This window comes from Microvirga calopogonii (assembly GCF_003347665.1).
Taxonomy (GTDB): Bacteria; Pseudomonadota; Alphaproteobacteria; order Rhizobiales; family Beijerinckiaceae; genus Microvirga; species Microvirga calopogonii.
In genome coordinates this window covers 15,151-28,668 of sequence record NZ_QDGA01000016.1, presented here as the reverse complement: position 1 = coordinate 28,668, position 13,518 = coordinate 15,151, and the positions used below count along the sequence as shown (strand labels likewise).

The 13,518-nt window shown below is 61.7% G+C and carries 12 protein-coding genes and 2 tRNA genes; 5 read left to right on the top strand and 9 right to left on the bottom strand.

Annotated elements, in window-relative coordinates; translation table 11 throughout:
• Positions 1-197: 197 nt before the first annotated feature.
• Positions 198-2,231 (bottom strand): prolyl oligopeptidase family serine peptidase, encoded by a 2,034-nt coding sequence (locus DDF70_RS14570; protein ID WP_114945580.1) that lies wholly within the window; start codon positions 2,229-2,231, stop codon positions 198-200.
• A gap of 146 nt (positions 2,232-2,377) precedes the next feature.
• Here DDF70_RS14570 and DDF70_RS14565 point away from each other — a divergent pair, with 146 nt between their 5' ends.
• On the top strand, positions 2,378-2,752 hold the full coding sequence (locus DDF70_RS14565; protein ID WP_114945579.1) for a hypothetical protein: 375 nt from the start codon (positions 2,378-2,380) through the stop codon (positions 2,750-2,752).
• A gap of 15 nt (positions 2,753-2,767) precedes the next feature.
• On the opposite strand, the gene DDF70_RS14560 is transcribed toward DDF70_RS14565, so the two are convergent.
• Positions 2,768-5,917 carry an efflux RND transporter permease subunit gene (locus DDF70_RS14560; RefSeq protein ID WP_114945646.1) on the bottom strand — a complete coding sequence of 1,050 codons (3,150 nt, stop codon included), beginning with the start codon at positions 5,915-5,917 and terminating at the stop codon, positions 2,768-2,770.
• Positions 5,917-7,125: an efflux RND transporter periplasmic adaptor subunit gene (locus DDF70_RS14555; protein ID WP_114945578.1), complete on the bottom strand. Its 1,209-nt coding sequence runs from the start codon at positions 7,123-7,125 to the stop codon at positions 5,917-5,919. The genes DDF70_RS14560 and DDF70_RS14555 overlap by 1 nt, the downstream gene beginning before the upstream one ends.
• 291 nt (positions 7,126-7,416) lie before the next feature.
• On the opposite strand from DDF70_RS14555, the gene DDF70_RS38750 reads away from it, so the two are divergent.
• Positions 7,417-7,542, top strand: coding sequence for a hypothetical protein (locus DDF70_RS38750; protein ID WP_281024365.1), 126 nt, complete (start codon positions 7,417-7,419; stop codon positions 7,540-7,542).
• Positions 7,543-7,764: 222 nt separating this feature from the next.
• Positions 7,765-8,751 carry a phasin family protein gene (locus DDF70_RS14545; RefSeq protein ID WP_114945577.1) on the top strand — a complete coding sequence of 329 codons (987 nt, stop codon included), beginning with the start codon at positions 7,765-7,767 and terminating at the stop codon, positions 8,749-8,751.
• A 66-nt stretch (positions 8,752-8,817) separates the two neighbouring features.
• On the opposite strand, the gene DDF70_RS14540 is transcribed toward DDF70_RS14545, so the two are convergent.
• Positions 8,818-9,081: a hypothetical protein gene (locus DDF70_RS14540; RefSeq protein ID WP_245435496.1), complete on the bottom strand. Its 264-nt coding sequence runs from the start codon at positions 9,079-9,081 to the stop codon at positions 8,818-8,820.
• Between the two features lie 194 nt (positions 9,082-9,275).
• On the opposite strand from DDF70_RS14540, the gene DDF70_RS14535 reads away from it, so the two are divergent.
• On the top strand, positions 9,276-9,551 hold the full coding sequence (locus DDF70_RS14535) for a hypothetical protein (RefSeq protein ID WP_114945576.1): 276 nt from the start codon (positions 9,276-9,278) through the stop codon (positions 9,549-9,551).
• An 80-nt stretch (positions 9,552-9,631) separates the two neighbouring features.
• On the opposite strand, the gene DDF70_RS14530 is transcribed toward DDF70_RS14535, so the two are convergent.
• Both DDF70_RS14530 and DDF70_RS14525 read right to left on the bottom strand, forming a co-directional pair.
• The gene (locus DDF70_RS14530; RefSeq protein ID WP_114945575.1) at positions 9,632-9,949 is read right to left on the bottom strand and encodes a c-type cytochrome; all 318 of its coding nucleotides are present in this window, start codon (positions 9,947-9,949) and stop codon (positions 9,632-9,634) included.
• Positions 9,946-10,353 (bottom strand): hypothetical protein, encoded by a 408-nt coding sequence (locus DDF70_RS14525; protein WP_114945574.1) that lies wholly within the window; start codon positions 10,351-10,353, stop codon positions 9,946-9,948. The genes DDF70_RS14530 and DDF70_RS14525 overlap by 4 nt, the downstream gene beginning before the upstream one ends.
• A gap of 340 nt (positions 10,354-10,693) precedes the next feature.
• Here DDF70_RS14525 and DDF70_RS14520 point away from each other — a divergent pair, with 340 nt between their 5' ends.
• On the top strand, positions 10,694-12,547 hold the full coding sequence (locus DDF70_RS14520; RefSeq protein ID WP_114945573.1) for a PHA/PHB synthase family protein: 1,854 nt from the start codon (positions 10,694-10,696) through the stop codon (positions 12,545-12,547).
• Positions 12,548-12,564: 17 nt separating this feature from the next.
• Here the strand turns inward: DDF70_RS14520 and DDF70_RS14515 are convergent.
• The 3 genes from DDF70_RS14515 to DDF70_RS14505 form a co-directional block, all read right to left on the bottom strand.
• Positions 12,565-12,641 (bottom strand) — tRNA-Arg (locus DDF70_RS14515).
• 134 nt (positions 12,642-12,775) lie between these two features.
• Complete coding sequence (locus DDF70_RS14510) at positions 12,776-13,081, bottom strand: ETC complex I subunit (protein ID WP_162820410.1); 306 nt, start codon at positions 13,079-13,081, stop codon at positions 12,776-12,778.
• Positions 13,082-13,118: 37 nt separating this feature from the next.
• Positions 13,119-13,195 (bottom strand) — tRNA-Pro (locus tag DDF70_RS14505).
• Positions 13,196-13,518: the final 323 nt, after the last annotated feature.

Genomic DNA, 13,518 nt, shown 5'->3' with positions numbered 1-13,518 from the left:
TCGGGGATCGCTCTCAGGGATATAGGTCGACCCGGCCAGGTTTGGGTCGAAACAGGAAGGATCTGCCTTAAAGCCTTGATCCGCTGGCACTTTCCTTCCCCCTCATTTGGCCATGGCAGAGTGCAATATCAAGAGATCGATGACCACACGCGCTCGTCACCTGCAACAGGTTATCCCCTGGGGAGTAGGAGAAGGCCTCAGGTGCCGAGAGTTTTCCTGAGGAAGGAAAGCCCGAGAGCCGAGAGGAAAGCCGCCTGCTCCTTGTTCGCCGCACCGTGCCCGCCATCATCAGGCTCGTAGAAGAAGACCGTCTGCTTCATGGCTTCGAGCTTGGCCGCCATCTTGCGGGCATGGCCCGGATGGACACGGTCATCCCGTCTCGATGTGACGAGCAGGACCGGAGGATAGGAACGCCCCTCTTCGAGATTCTGGTACGCAGAAAAGCCCGCCATGTAGGCCCAATCCTCCGGCCGTTCCGGATCGCCGTATTCCGCCACCCAGCTGGGCCCCGCCAGCAGCCGCGTATAGCGACGCATGTCGAGGAGCGGCACCGTGCACCAGATGGCGCCGAAAAGTTCCGGATAGCGCGTGAGCATATTGCCGACGAGCAGCCCGCCGTTCGAACCCCCATAAGCCGCCAACTGCTGTTCCGTCGTGACGCCGCGCCTCACCAGCTCCCGGGCGATGGCCGCAAAGTCGTCATGGGACAGGCGCTTGCCTTCCCGCATGCCCGCCTTGTGCCACGCGGCCCCGAATTCGCCGCCACCGCGGATATTGGCGACAACCCAGACATTGCCGCGTTCCAGCCAAGTCTTTCCGATACCGCCGAGATAGCCCGGCGTCATGGAAACTGAAAAACCGCCATAGCCGTAAAGCACAGTCGGGCGCGGGCCTTGCTGATCCTTTGAGCCGATCTGGTAGTAGGGAACGCGCTCCCCGTCGACCGAAACGGCTTCGTGCCGCGTGACCTCCATGCCTGAAGCGTCGAAGGCGGCAGGCGCCTCCTTGAGCACTTCGATCCGCTTGTCCTCGGTGACGAGCGCCAGTTTCGTAGGCTCGATGAAGCTCGAGATCGAGAGCAGAAATTCATCTGTCCGTTCGAGCTGCCCGGCATCGAGCGACATGGCATGCACAGCTGCGGTATCGGGAAGCCCCTGCAGGCGTTCCAGCTGCCAGGGTGTACCCGGGGTGCCGAGCCAGATCTGGCTCGCGAGGTTGTCCAGTACGGTCAGAACAAGCCGGGACTTGGTCCACCAGAAGCCTGAGAGCACGCGCCTGGGACCAGGATCGAACAGCATCTCGAAGTTGCGGTCCCCTGCCATAAACCGGGAGAAGCTGATCACCAGGAGCGCATCGGCCGGATAGGTGCGCTCCGGAAGAGCCCAATCGCTCTTCAGCTTCACGACCAGCCAGTCCTTCTCCACATCGAAGCGGGCATCGAGGGGCAGATCGATGAGCAGGGGGTCCCCCTGCTCCTGCGCGAGGTAGCTTATCCCCTCCTCGAACGTGATCTGCCGCCGGTAGAAGATTCGCTCGAAGCCCGGCTCCAGATCGACGGAAGCCGAGATGTAGATATCGTTGAACTCGCCCTGGAAGAGCACCGGCGCCTGTTGGAAATCCGAACCACGCTGCCAAATCCGGACGGTGCGCGGATAGCCGGAAGCGGTCGCCGCATTCTCGCCGAGCGTCGTGGAAACCAGCAGCTGGTCCTTGTCGAACCATGTGGCACCGCCCTTGGCTTCTGGAAGGGCGAAGCCATCCTCCACGAAACGCTTCTCGACGAGATCGAACTCGCGCAGCTCGACGGCATCGGCCCCGCCCCGGGAAAGGCTGACCAAGCCGTAGCGCTGCTCGGGCTGGAGCGTGCCGCATCCCTTCCAGACCCAGTCCTCTCCCTCGGCGCGTGCCAATGCATCGATGTCGAGAACCGTCTCCCAGAACGGCTCCGCCTTGCGATAGTCATCCATCGAGGTTCGCCGCCACAGGCCGCGCACATGCCCGGCATCCTGCCAGAAATTGTAGAGTTCGCCACGTCTTCTGGTGATGAAGGGGATGTTGTCCGGCCGTGTCGAGATCTCGTAGAGCGCCCGTTTGTCGGCGTCGAAAGCGGCGTCACACAAAGCCGCCTTCGTGACCTCGTTATGGGCACGTACCCAGGCGAGCGCCTCCTCGCCTTCCACATCCTCCAGCCAGAGATAGGGATCGTGGCGCTCCTGCATCCGTTCGGCCATGGTTGCGAGTTCCGTTCAGGTTGATGGTATCGGGCGGACGAGAATCGGTTGAAGGGATTATTGGTCAGTCCCGGCCCTGAGCAACACCTCTGCTCAGAACCGGATCGATCACCATCCGTTGACGATAGAGAATCGAAGGGGCAGCCATGGATCCATTCGTATCCGCACTCGAAGAACTTGCCGAAGCCCTGATGGCCGGCGAAGATCCCGAACAGGCCTTGCCGGATATCGCCGGCGAGCATGACCTTCCGGTCCAGGCCCTGCGCAACCGTGCCTTAAGGGCGCTCGGGCCGCTCGAGACCTATAAGCAGCGTCAGGCCGAGTTGAAGAAGGAGCGGGAGCAGACCGCGAGACGTCGCGACCCGGTCTTCGCGGGAGCCTCCTTCCTGGCCGCGGTCGCGAGCCTGAATCCTCGGCTTTCACCAGAGGAAAGACAGGCTGAGATCCAACGTCTGGCGGCGGAGTACGATGTTGACCCCGCAGCCCACAAAGAGGCCATCGAGAGGCTGCGCAAGCGCTGAGGGGCCGGGTAGCGATCAAACCTCCCGCGCCGGCGCGGAATCCGGCATGACGGGCGCGGCCGCCGCCTTGTCCGCCGGCTTCCGCTCCCGTGTCACCAGACGGAAGAACAGGGGCACGAACAGAATCGCCAGGAAGGTCGCGGCGAGCATGCCGCCGATGACACCGGTGCCGACCGAGTGGCGGCTTGCGGATCCCGCACCCGTTGAAACCGCAAGCGGCACGACGCCGAGGATGAAGGCGAGAGATGTCATGACGATGGGGCGGAACCGGAGGCGGGCCGCGTCGAGGGCTGCCTCGTAGACGCTTTCCCCTGCCCTGTGGCGCTCGGCAGCGAACTCCACGATCAGAATCGCGTTCTTGGCCGCCAGACCGATGAGGGTGACAAGCCCGACCTGGAAATAGATGTCGTTCTCGATCCCGCGGAGCCAGATCGCCACGATGGCGCCGAAGACCGCGAAGGGCACGGCCGTGATGACCGCGAACGGCAGGGACCACCGCTCGTACTGCGCGGCGAGGATCAGGAACACCATCACGAGGCCCAGGACGAACCCCTGAGACCCCGTCCCGGCCGATTGGAGTTCCTGATAGGCCGATCCCGTCCAGCCGATGGAGTAGTCGGAGGACAGGTTCTGCGACACGATCTGCTCGATCGCGGCGATCGCCTGCCCGGATGAGTATCCCGGAGCCGGATTGCCCTGGATCTTGGCGGCGGGGAACACATTGAACCGGTCGACCACATCCGGCCCGACGATGCGGGTGGTGGAAAGGAGGACGCTGAGCGGAACCATCGTGCCCTTGTCGGACCGGACGAACACGTGCTGCAGGTCGTTCGGGCTCATACGGAACTGAGGCTCGGAGGACAGGCTCACCCGATAGGTCCGTCCGAACAGGCCGAAATCGTTGACGTAGAGGCTGCCGAAGGTGCTTTGCATCGTGTCGAAAATGGCCGAGATCGGCACGCCGAGCGCCTTCGCCTTGTCGCGGTCGACATCAATGCGATATTGCGGCACGTTCGTGTTGAACGTCGTGGAGACGCCTGAGAGTTCCGGTCGCTGCCGCGCGGCCTGAACCACCTGCTGGGCCGCCTGGGAAAGGCTCTCGAGAGAACCACCCGAGCGATCCTGCAGGAAGAACTCGAATCCGCCGGTGGTGCTCATGCCGGTGATCGGCGGCGGATTGAACCCGAAGACGACACCGTCACGGAAATTGACGTTCAGAGCCGCGAAAGCCGGTGCGAGATTGCGCGCGTCGAGACGCGGATCGGTTCGCTCCGACCAGTCCTTGAGGGTGACGAAGGATACGCCGGCATTCGTCTTCTGAGCTCCCGACAGAAGATCGAATCCGGCAATCGTCACGACGTCCGCGACCGCAGGATTGTTCTTGAGTTCCTCGCTCACCTTCGCGGTGATGTCGAGAGTGCGATCGAGGGAGGCAGCGGGCGGCAGCGCTGTGACGACGAAGACGTTGCCAAGGTCCTCCGCCGGGACGAGACCGCCCGGCACGCGCTCGAACAGCCACCAGGTGGCGCCGAGCATTCCGGCGATCAGAACGAGGGCGATCAAAGCGTGCCGCAGGAAGAAGGCCGTGCCCGAGGTGAAGGTCCGCATCACCCGATCGAAGCCCCGATTGAAGATCCGGAACGGCAGCCAGGGCTCCTGGTGGCCCTCCTTGAGGAGAAGCGCACACAGGGCCGGCGTCAAAGTGAGCGCCACGATGCCGGAGATCACCACCGATACCGCGATGGTCACGGCGAACTGCCGGTAGAGCTCTCCAGCGAGTCCTCCCAGGAACGACACGGGGATGAACACAGCGCAGAGCACCAGCACCACGGCGATCACCGGTCCGCTCACCTCCTGCATGGCCTGGATGGCAGCCTCCCGCGGCGGCTTGCGCTCGGTCGACATGATGCGCTCGACATTTTCGAGCACGATGATGGCATCATCGACCACGATGCCGATGGCGAGAATGAGGCCGAAGAGCGTAAGGAGATTGACCGAGAAGCCGAGCACGTACATGCCGCCAAAAGTCCCGATGATGGAGACCGGAACCGCAAGCAGCGGGATCAGGGTCGCGCGCCAGTTCTGCAGGAAGAGGAAGACCACGACCACGACGAGCACGATGGCCTCGGCGAAGGTCCTGACCACCTCGTCGATGGAAACCTGGATGAATTTCGTCGTGTTGTAAGGAACGTCGTAGCGCAGCCCGTCGGGGAAGCGCTGGGCGAGCCGTTTCATCGTCGCATCGACGGCAGCCGAAACGCTGAGCGCATTGGCGCCGGGCTGAAGATAGATCCCGATCGGCACCGTCGGAGCCCCATTGAGGGTCGACACGGTGGAATAGTTCAGCGAGCCGAGCTCGACACGCGCGACGTCCTTCAACCGCAGCGCGCCGCCATTCTCGTCCGAGCGCAGGACGATCTGCTCGAACTCGCGGGGATCCGCGAAGCGGCCCTGGGTCGTGACCGAATAGGTGAAGGCCTGCCGCCCCGGCGTGGGCTCCTCCGCAAAGCGCCCGGCCGCGAATTGCGCGTTCTGCTCGCGGATGGCGGCGGCGACGTCACCGGGCGTCAGATTGTACTGTGCCAGCTTGTCAGGGCGGAGCCAGATGCGCATGGAGTAATCGGAAGCGCCGAAGAGCGATGCATCACCGACGCCCGGTGTGCGGCGAAGCTCGTCGATGACGTTGATGAGGGCGTAATTGGAGATGTAGATCGTATCGTACCGCCTATCGGGGGAAGACATGGCGACGATCTGAAGGATCGAGGACGACCGCTTGGTCACCGTCACGCCCTGCCGCCGCACCTCCTCGGGCAGGACGGCGGTTGCCCGCTGGACGCGGTTGTTGACGTTGATGGTCGCCTGGTCGGCATCCGTTCCGGTCTGGAAATACACCGACAGGCTCATGGTCCCTGAGCCGGTGGAGGTCGATTGCATGTAAATCATGTCCTCGACCCCATTGACCTGCTGCTCCAGCGGGGCCGCAACGGTCTCGGCGATCGTCTCCGCGCTCGCGCCCGGATAATTGGCCGAAACGACGACCTGAGGAGGCACGATCTCGGGATATTGCGCAACCGGCAGAACCCGCATGGCGATCAGGCCGATGAGCAAGATGGCGATCGAGAGAACCGAGGCGAAGATCGGGCGGTCGATGAAGAACTTCGAGATCATGGCCGGTTCCCGCTGGATACCGGGCTGTCCGGGGAGCCGGTCGTCTGCGCGGCTTTCGGATCCATCTCCACGGGCTGGACAGGCTGGCCCGGCTTGACGCGGATCACGCCATCGACGATGACCCGTTCGCCCCCATTCAGGCCATTCTGCACGACCCAGCCAGTCGCGACTTCGGGACCTAAGCGGATCGGGCGAGCCTGGGCAATGTTGTTCTCCCCGACAACGTAGACCGTCGGCCCCTGAGGCCCTTGGCTGACGGCCTGTTGCGGGACGACGATGGCATCGGGCAAGGTGATGCCGATGAGGCGTATCCTGACGAACTGGCCCGGCAGCAACAGGCCGTCAGGGTTCGGAAAGACCGCCCGCGCCTGAATCGTCCCGGTTTGGAGATCGACCCGCTGGGCCGCGGTGTCGATTTTGCCGGTCTGCGGATATTTGCCCTGCTGGGCGAATTGAAGCTCGACCGTCAGATCCTTCTCGGAGATCGGCTTCTCCCGCTTTTCGTTCAGGGCACGAAAGGCCCTGCCCTCTTCATCCGTGAAGGAGAAGACCACATAAGCCGGGTCGATCTGGGAGATGGTGGTCAGAAGCGTCTGCTGCGCCTGGACCAGCGCACCGACCGGCGGCGATTCCAGCGCCGTGACGCCTGTTCCCGGCGCCGTGATGGTGGTGTAACTCAGATTCAGCTTGGCGTTCTGAACCTCGGTCTCGCCGAGTTGCACCCCGGCCCGAGCCTGGTCCCGCTGGGAGCGGGCGTCCTCGAGCTGGGCTTCCGTTGAAACTCCGCGGCGGACGAGCTGCTCGATCCGATTGAAATTATCCTCGGCCTGACGGACGGCCGCTTGTGCCTGCTGCAACTGCGCCTCCGCCCGGCTCTGGGCAAGCTCGTAAGGCGCGGGATCGATCCGGAAGAGCACCTGATCCTGTGTGACGCGAGCCCCCTCCTCGAATTCGCGCTTGAGCAGCAGCCCGCCTACCCGAGCGCGGACTTCAATGTCGCGAAAACCGGAGACGCGGCCGGCATATTCCACCGGATACGGCACTTCAGCGGGCCGGGCGACGATGATGCCGACCTGGGGGACTGGCAGCGTCGCGGACGCCGTCTGCTGGGCTGGTGTCTGACGTGGTGTGCGGAGCATGAAAAAGTAGCCTGCCGCCGCAAGAGCCACGCCGGCCATCACGATCAGGAGTATTCTCTTGACCACCCGACCCTCCGGACTCATTCAGGCTAGGCCCTCGACTCAGGGCTGACCTTTATCGATGTTCATGGGCGAGCGTCCGACGGCAGATCTTCACCCTAAGGCATGAACATCCCGGCCATGTGCGAGTTCCGCCGCGGCCGGACGTGCGGACAGGCTCCTGCGAATGCAGACCTGCGGCACTTTAACCTGTGTTAACAATTTCTTTCCTTGTGTCGGGTTCCTGACAGACGAACAGGCGCACTTCGATATCATTCGCATCAACGACAGAATGAAATGATCGCAGGGGGCACCAACATGGCCATCCGCACGCTGTCCGCTTCTTTCGAGGAAGCCGCGGGCTGCCCGGACCATGGAGTGCTTGATGAAGGCCAAGAAAAGAAAATCCATTTCCTCCGAGAATCGTCGGACAGCCAAGCTTGAACGTGAGCTCAGGGCGATCGAAGCTCAGATTGTGCTTCTGGAAAAAGACACCCGCTTAGACCTCGCCGTACAGGACCATTTCGTGCTCTGGAGACGGCCGAACCTATTTGCTCCCTGGCCGTTAGGTGTCCAGCACTAGCATCCCATCACCATTCAGCACCTGGACGGCTGCGCTCCGCGCAGGGCTGCGTTTCATCTAATTTTTGCGAACGGATCATCACCATGCGAAAAATTATCCAGACGCCTCCTGATAAGGCGCGGGATCTCTTCGAAAAGCTTCTCGCCACCTCCGACAATGCCGTGAAATCCCGCGAGCGTCTGTTCGCGGAACTGCAGGAAGAACTGCGGCTCCTGGCAACGTTGCAGGAGCAGCACCTCCTGCCGGTTCTCCGACGGCACGGGATGGACGATCTCGTCCGGCAGGCCCTCGACGACAATGAGGAAACCAATGCGCTCCTGACGGAGCTGGAGACTATGCCGAAGAATACCGGAGAGTTTCTCTCCAAGGTGGCAGAGCTGAGAAGAGTGTTTCAGCAGCATATCCGCGATGACAGAAAGGAGCTTCTCCCGGCCGTGCTCAAGGTCCTGAGCGACGATGAGGTGGAAGCGGTCGCCGAGAAGGTGGAGGATGAAATGGCAGCAATCGATGAAACGAAGCGGTTCGAAGCGCGCCGCGCCCGCGATCAGGTCGAAACGGTTCAACGCATGACCGAAGACCTGGCCGAGACCGTGAAGACCGGGACGGAGAATGTTCAGAGCATTGCTCAGACCATGCAGCAGGCGATACAGACCAGCTTCGGGCTGTTCTCCGAGTTGGCCCGCCGCTCGACGGGCCAAGCGATGCAAATGTACGCTCGGCCCAACGGCGAGGCTCGCGCATCCGGCGAGCCGGCCTCGGGCAATGTCAGGACCGTGGTAGAAGCCAACATCTCCCTGGCGAGAGGGATGCAGGACGTCTCCCGAGAGTGGTTCGAGCTATGTCAGAAGCGTCTGCGGACAAACATCGAAGGCATGAACGCCCTCGCCCGCTGCCGCTCCATGAATGACTTCGTCGCGGTTCAGGGCTCGCTCATCCGGGATAATCTGGAGCAGACCATGGAAAACAGCCGACGCATGGCCGAGCTCACGATGCAGCTGGCCGACGAAGCCACGCGGAATGCAACGGCCGAGGTGAAGCAGTTCTCCGATCGAGCCAACCGGGCAGCCTAGAGCATCGGAGTGAGATGGCGCCCCGGCTTCCGTCCGGGGCGTCAATGATGGCCCGGAGCGATCCGCTCACTGTTTCCAGGACCGGTTCAGGGCAGTTGTCCAACGGCGCGGCCAGAATGCCAGGACCGCAACGATGAACGTGAGAAGAAGCAGGGCGACCATGACCTGCGCCACCCCGAAGATCGGCGCATCCTTGGCAACGAACCAACCTGTAACGACACTCGCGGCAATCATCAAAATCCGAACGATCCACCCGATCATGAGCGCCTCCAGGGCCACGGACAGTTCACGGTTCTGCGCAGCTTGGCCGATAAGTCCGGCAAGCGCCATGGCAGAAGCTTCTACCGATGACTTGATCGGAATCAATGCTTGCGACATCTGCGTCTTGCATGGTCATTCGGGAAAAGTGATCTGTTCTACGGGCATGCACCGTCACGCCGCCATATGCAGACCAAAGTTATAGGCTTAAGTTAAATCAAAGGTTCGGGAAAGCTGAGCTTTGAAGAATACCGTCGGAGGAAGCTATGGCCGCAGACGTCGTGCGTTTCCAGAAGGTATCGAAGAGCGAAAAGTTCTACTCGCCCGACATTCTCCCCCAGCTCCAAACGGTACTTGCCGATTTGGCGGACATCGACTTCGCTTATGAAAAGCGTCTCGATTCCATCAGGCACAGTGAGGCGGATGAAGATCACAAGAGCGAAATGATCGCCGGCCTCCAGCGCCTGCATTGTGAGCAGCGAGCCCCATACATTCAGGAACTTGTGACCCTCCGTTCCCGGATCGAGGAGACCTTCGCATAAGGACATGCCGCGTGGGCTGCTTTGTACCTGCTCGTCGAATACGACCTGCAGGGTGACGGCTCCGCGTTGCGCCGATCAGGCTAGCCCTGAATGGAATTCAGGTAGGCGATGAGGTCGTTGATCTGAGCGGGGTCGAGCTGGAACTGAGGCATGGAGGGATGCCCTGTGGTGATGCCCTCCGCAAAGGCCTCTGCCAGATCCTCGATCTGATAACGGGTATGCAGTGTCCGGAAGGGCGGCGCCTCGGGAATGGGACTCTCGCCCACCCGACCGATCGCGTGACATTGCGAACAGTTGGTCTGCGCGAAAGTCTGGCCGCGCTGGATGCGTCCAGCTTGAGCCATGACGGTCGTCGTTCCGAGGATGAGCCCAAGGCCGCAGATGACCAGGCCTCTCATAGCCGGCGTCCTTCCGCTGGCGACGGCTCGGCATCCCGAACCGAAACGATTTCGAAGGTGTAAGGCTTCTCGTCCTCATCCTGGATGGTGACGTACTCGCCTTCAACGAAACGATGCTGATTGAGGTGGTAGCCTGCCTCCTCGTCACCAAAGCGGCCCTGGTTGTAATCGATCAGCCAGGTCGCGCCACCAGCGCCGCCTGCCCGGTGAATGAGAACGCCCTGCCGCTCGCCTTCATCGCCCCAGAAGCGGCGGACGCGGCAGAAGGATCGCTTTCGCGCCCATTCCTCCTGATCCAGGTGCCCGTCCTCATCGAGCGGCGCGGTCAGCTCATAGCCGTAGCGCGGGCTGCCTTCCGGAAACTGCCTGTTGCGGGCAAGATGAAGGGTGATGTGGTAAAGCAACTGTCCCTCCCGACTTCGAGCGTGCCTCACATGGACCTGCCTTTTGAGGCAAACCCTAGGACCATGTCGTCCGTCTGCCTTGATTCACGTCAAATTGAGGCATGAGCGGGACTGCAAAAGGCTGTTCCAGTGATCTCCTGGAACATCTGATGGGTAGCTCGAAAGATCGCTGCCATTCGATCGCCATATCAACGAAGATTTCGCAGGCTGCAGGCCTCAGCCGTCCCGTGACCGAAGCTGGAAGCGGGGAATTGATCCACCGCAAGGAACGCACCAGAGCGGCGATCATAATGAGACGGTTATCTCCCTCGTATGAGGGCAGGAAGTTCCGGAGTTTGCGATGCCCGCTCGTACACCCGCCCAATCCCAGGAACGCCAGACCTTCGAGCCCCACCTCCCCATGATGCCTGCCTTGGCACCCAGTGCCATCGCCCCACCAGCCTTCCCGGAACCATGGGACGACGCCGAACTCCATCAGCTTCGGGATGCACTCGATCATACCGTCCATGCCGGCCTTGCGCATTTGACGGCCGGCCTCTCACCTGCAGCCATCGTCGATGCATTCATGGACTGGGGGGTCCATCTTGCCATCTCTCCGGGCAAGCAGGTTGAGCTTGCGACGAAAGCCGCGCGGAAATGGGCGCGGCTGACGCAGTTCGGCTCTCGGTGCGCCATTAATTGCGGCAGCGCGGCGCCGTGCATTCACCCCCTCCCGCAAGACCGCCGCTTTGCGGAGAAGGAGTGGTCACAGTGGCCCTACAATTTCGTTCAACAAAGCTTTCTGCTGCTGCAGCAATGGTGGGACAACGCCACGACCGATATCGACGGGGTAACCAAGCAGCACCAAGCGGTTGTCGAGTTCGTCATGCGCCAGATCCTCGACATGGTGTCACCGTCGAACTTCATCGCAACCAATCCTGTGGTGCAGGAGCGCATTCTCGAGACGGGCGGGCAGAACCTTGTCCAGGGCCTCCGGAATTTCATCGATGACTGGGAGAGAATCATCCGTTCCAAGCCTCCGGCCGGCACCGAACTCTTCCGACCGGGCCGCAGGGTCGCCGTCACGCCCGGAGAGGTGATCTACCGTAACGGCCTCATCGAACTGATCCAGTACAACCCGACGACGGAGAAGGTTCGCCCGGAACCGCTCCTGATCGTGCCGGCCTGGATCATGAAGTACTACATCCTCGATCTTTCGCCCGAGAACTCCCTGGTCCGCTACCTGACCGACCAGGGCTTCACGGTCTTCATCATCTCCTGGAAGAACCCGACCGCCGAGGATCGGGATCTCAGCCTGGACGACTACCGAAGGCTCGGGGTGATGGCCGCGCTCGATGCGGTCAATGCCGTCCTGCCCCACCGCAAAATTCATGCGGTCGGCTATTGTCTTGGCGGCACTCTTCTCTCCATCGCTGCGTCCGCCATGGCGCGGGACGGCGACAGGCGGCTGGCGACCCTGTCACTCCTGGCCGCCCAGGCCGATTTCCGCGAGGCCGGCGAACTGACGCTCTTCATCAACGAGAGCCAGCTTCACTTCCTCGAAGACCTGATGCGAAGCCAGGGCTATCTCGATACGCGGCAGATGTCGGGCGCCTTCCAGCTTCTGCGTTCGAACGACCTGATCTGGTCGCGGCTTATCCGGCACTACCTGTTGGGCGAACGCACGCCGCTCAACGATATTATGTCCTGGAACGCTGATGCGACACGCATGCCCTATCGCATGCACACGGACTACCTGCGACAGCTCTTCCTCAACAATGACCTGGCCGAGGGACGCTTCCTCGTCGACGGACGCCCCATAGCCATCCGAGACATACGCATCCCGATCTTCGCGGTCGGCACCGAGCGCGATCACGTTGCGCCATGGCGCTCGGCATTCAAGATCCATCTCCTGGCTGATACCGATGTGACGTTCCTTCTCACGACCGGAGGTCACAATGCCGGCATCGTTGCCGATCCGAACAGGACGGGTGCGAGCTTCCAGGTGCTGACACGATCCGCCTCGGGGCATTACTTGGATCCCGACGCCTGGATCAAGATCGCACCTCGGTTCGAGGGGTCATGGTGGCCCGAATGGACGCGCTGGCTGGTGTCCCATTCCGACGAGCCGACAGTTCCACCGCCCATGGGGGCACCGGCGCAAGGTTACCCGCCGCTCTGCGAGGCGCCAGGCGCGTACGTGCTTCAAGCCTGATTCACTCGGTAATGGGATGGCGACTCCGGTAGGGCTCGAACCTACGACCTGCCGCTTAGAAGGCGGCTGCTCTATCCAGCTGAGCTACGGAGCCATCGACCGGGGCCTTGTCCCTAAAGCATCGGACCCAAAAGTGGAATCCACTTTTGGGATCCAATCCGATGCTTTCTTCTTTCATCAGAGCATCGCTCTGTGCGGAAAACCGGATCCACTTTTCCACACGATGCTCTAGTGGGTCCAGGGCCCGACCCGGTTGAACTTGAAATTGTCGGAGTAGGAAATCGTCCGCCGCTTGACCTCATGCGGTTCCTCGACCCGGTAGGCAATGCCCTCGCGCTCGGCGTAGGCAATGGCCTCCTCCTTGGTGTCGAACCAGAGGCGGAGCTGCTGGCGGGTATCCCCCGAGCTCGTCCAGCCCATCAAGGGCTCGATCTCACGAGGCTTGTCCTGCTCGAAAACGAGAAGCCACTGCTTGGTCCGGGCCATTCCGGACTGCGTTGCGGACTTGGCGGGCTTATAGATCCGTGCAGGCATTGGTTTTGGACTCTCTCCAAGACTCATCCGGTGAAGATGGTCGGGGCGGCAGGATTTGAACCCGCGACCCTCTGCTCCCAAAGCAGATGCGCTACCAGACTGCGCTACACCCCGTTATCCTCAACAGCTTGGTTTCTCTATCGATTTGAGAACCGATGCGCAAGGGCGAGGTTCCTCGATCGGGAAACAAAGAAAACGACCCATCTCCCGGATCAAATCACCGGGGAATCGCCCTGAACCCGCGGGCAGGACGCGGCAAGGGCCACGACCTATCCCGAAGTCATATTCTTCCGAGGTGCCCGATACCCCTCATGATTGCCGACCTGGTTCTTCCCTCTGCCAAGGCCAGAGCCATAATCCCTGTCCCGATCCAGGTTTGCCCCTACGGATCGTACCTGAGCGCCAACCGTCAGGAGGCGCTTATTTTTTTGGATGTC

What these genes read in the sequence shown, in the direction of transcription:
- DDF70_RS14570 (WP_114945580.1), bottom strand. Translation starts at nt 2,231, where the DNA reads ATGGCCGAACGGATGCAGGAGCGCCACGATCCCTATCTCTGGCTGGAG.
- DDF70_RS14565 (WP_114945579.1), top strand. Translation starts at nt 2,378, where the DNA reads ATGGATCCATTCGTATCCGCACTCGAAGAACTTGCCGAAGCCCTGATG.
- DDF70_RS38750 (WP_281024365.1), top strand. Translation starts at nt 7,417, where the DNA reads ATGGCCATCCGCACGCTGTCCGCTTCTTTCGAGGAAGCCGCGGGCTGC.
- DDF70_RS14545 (WP_114945577.1), top strand. Translation starts at nt 7,765, where the DNA reads ATGCGAAAAATTATCCAGACGCCTCCTGATAAGGCGCGGGATCTCTTC.
- DDF70_RS14540 (WP_245435496.1), bottom strand. Translation starts at nt 9,081, where the DNA reads ATGGCGCTTGCCGGACTTATCGGCCAAGCTGCGCAGAACCGTGAACTG.
- DDF70_RS14535 (WP_114945576.1), top strand. Translation starts at nt 9,276, where the DNA reads ATGGCCGCAGACGTCGTGCGTTTCCAGAAGGTATCGAAGAGCGAAAAG.
- DDF70_RS14530 (WP_114945575.1), bottom strand. Translation starts at nt 9,949, where the DNA reads ATGAGAGGCCTGGTCATCTGCGGCCTTGGGCTCATCCTCGGAACGACG.
- DDF70_RS14520 (WP_114945573.1), top strand. Translation starts at nt 10,694, where the DNA reads ATGCCCGCTCGTACACCCGCCCAATCCCAGGAACGCCAGACCTTCGAG.
- DDF70_RS14510 (WP_162820410.1), bottom strand. Translation starts at nt 13,081, where the DNA reads ATGCCTGCACGGATCTATAAGCCCGCCAAGTCCGCAACGCAGTCCGGA.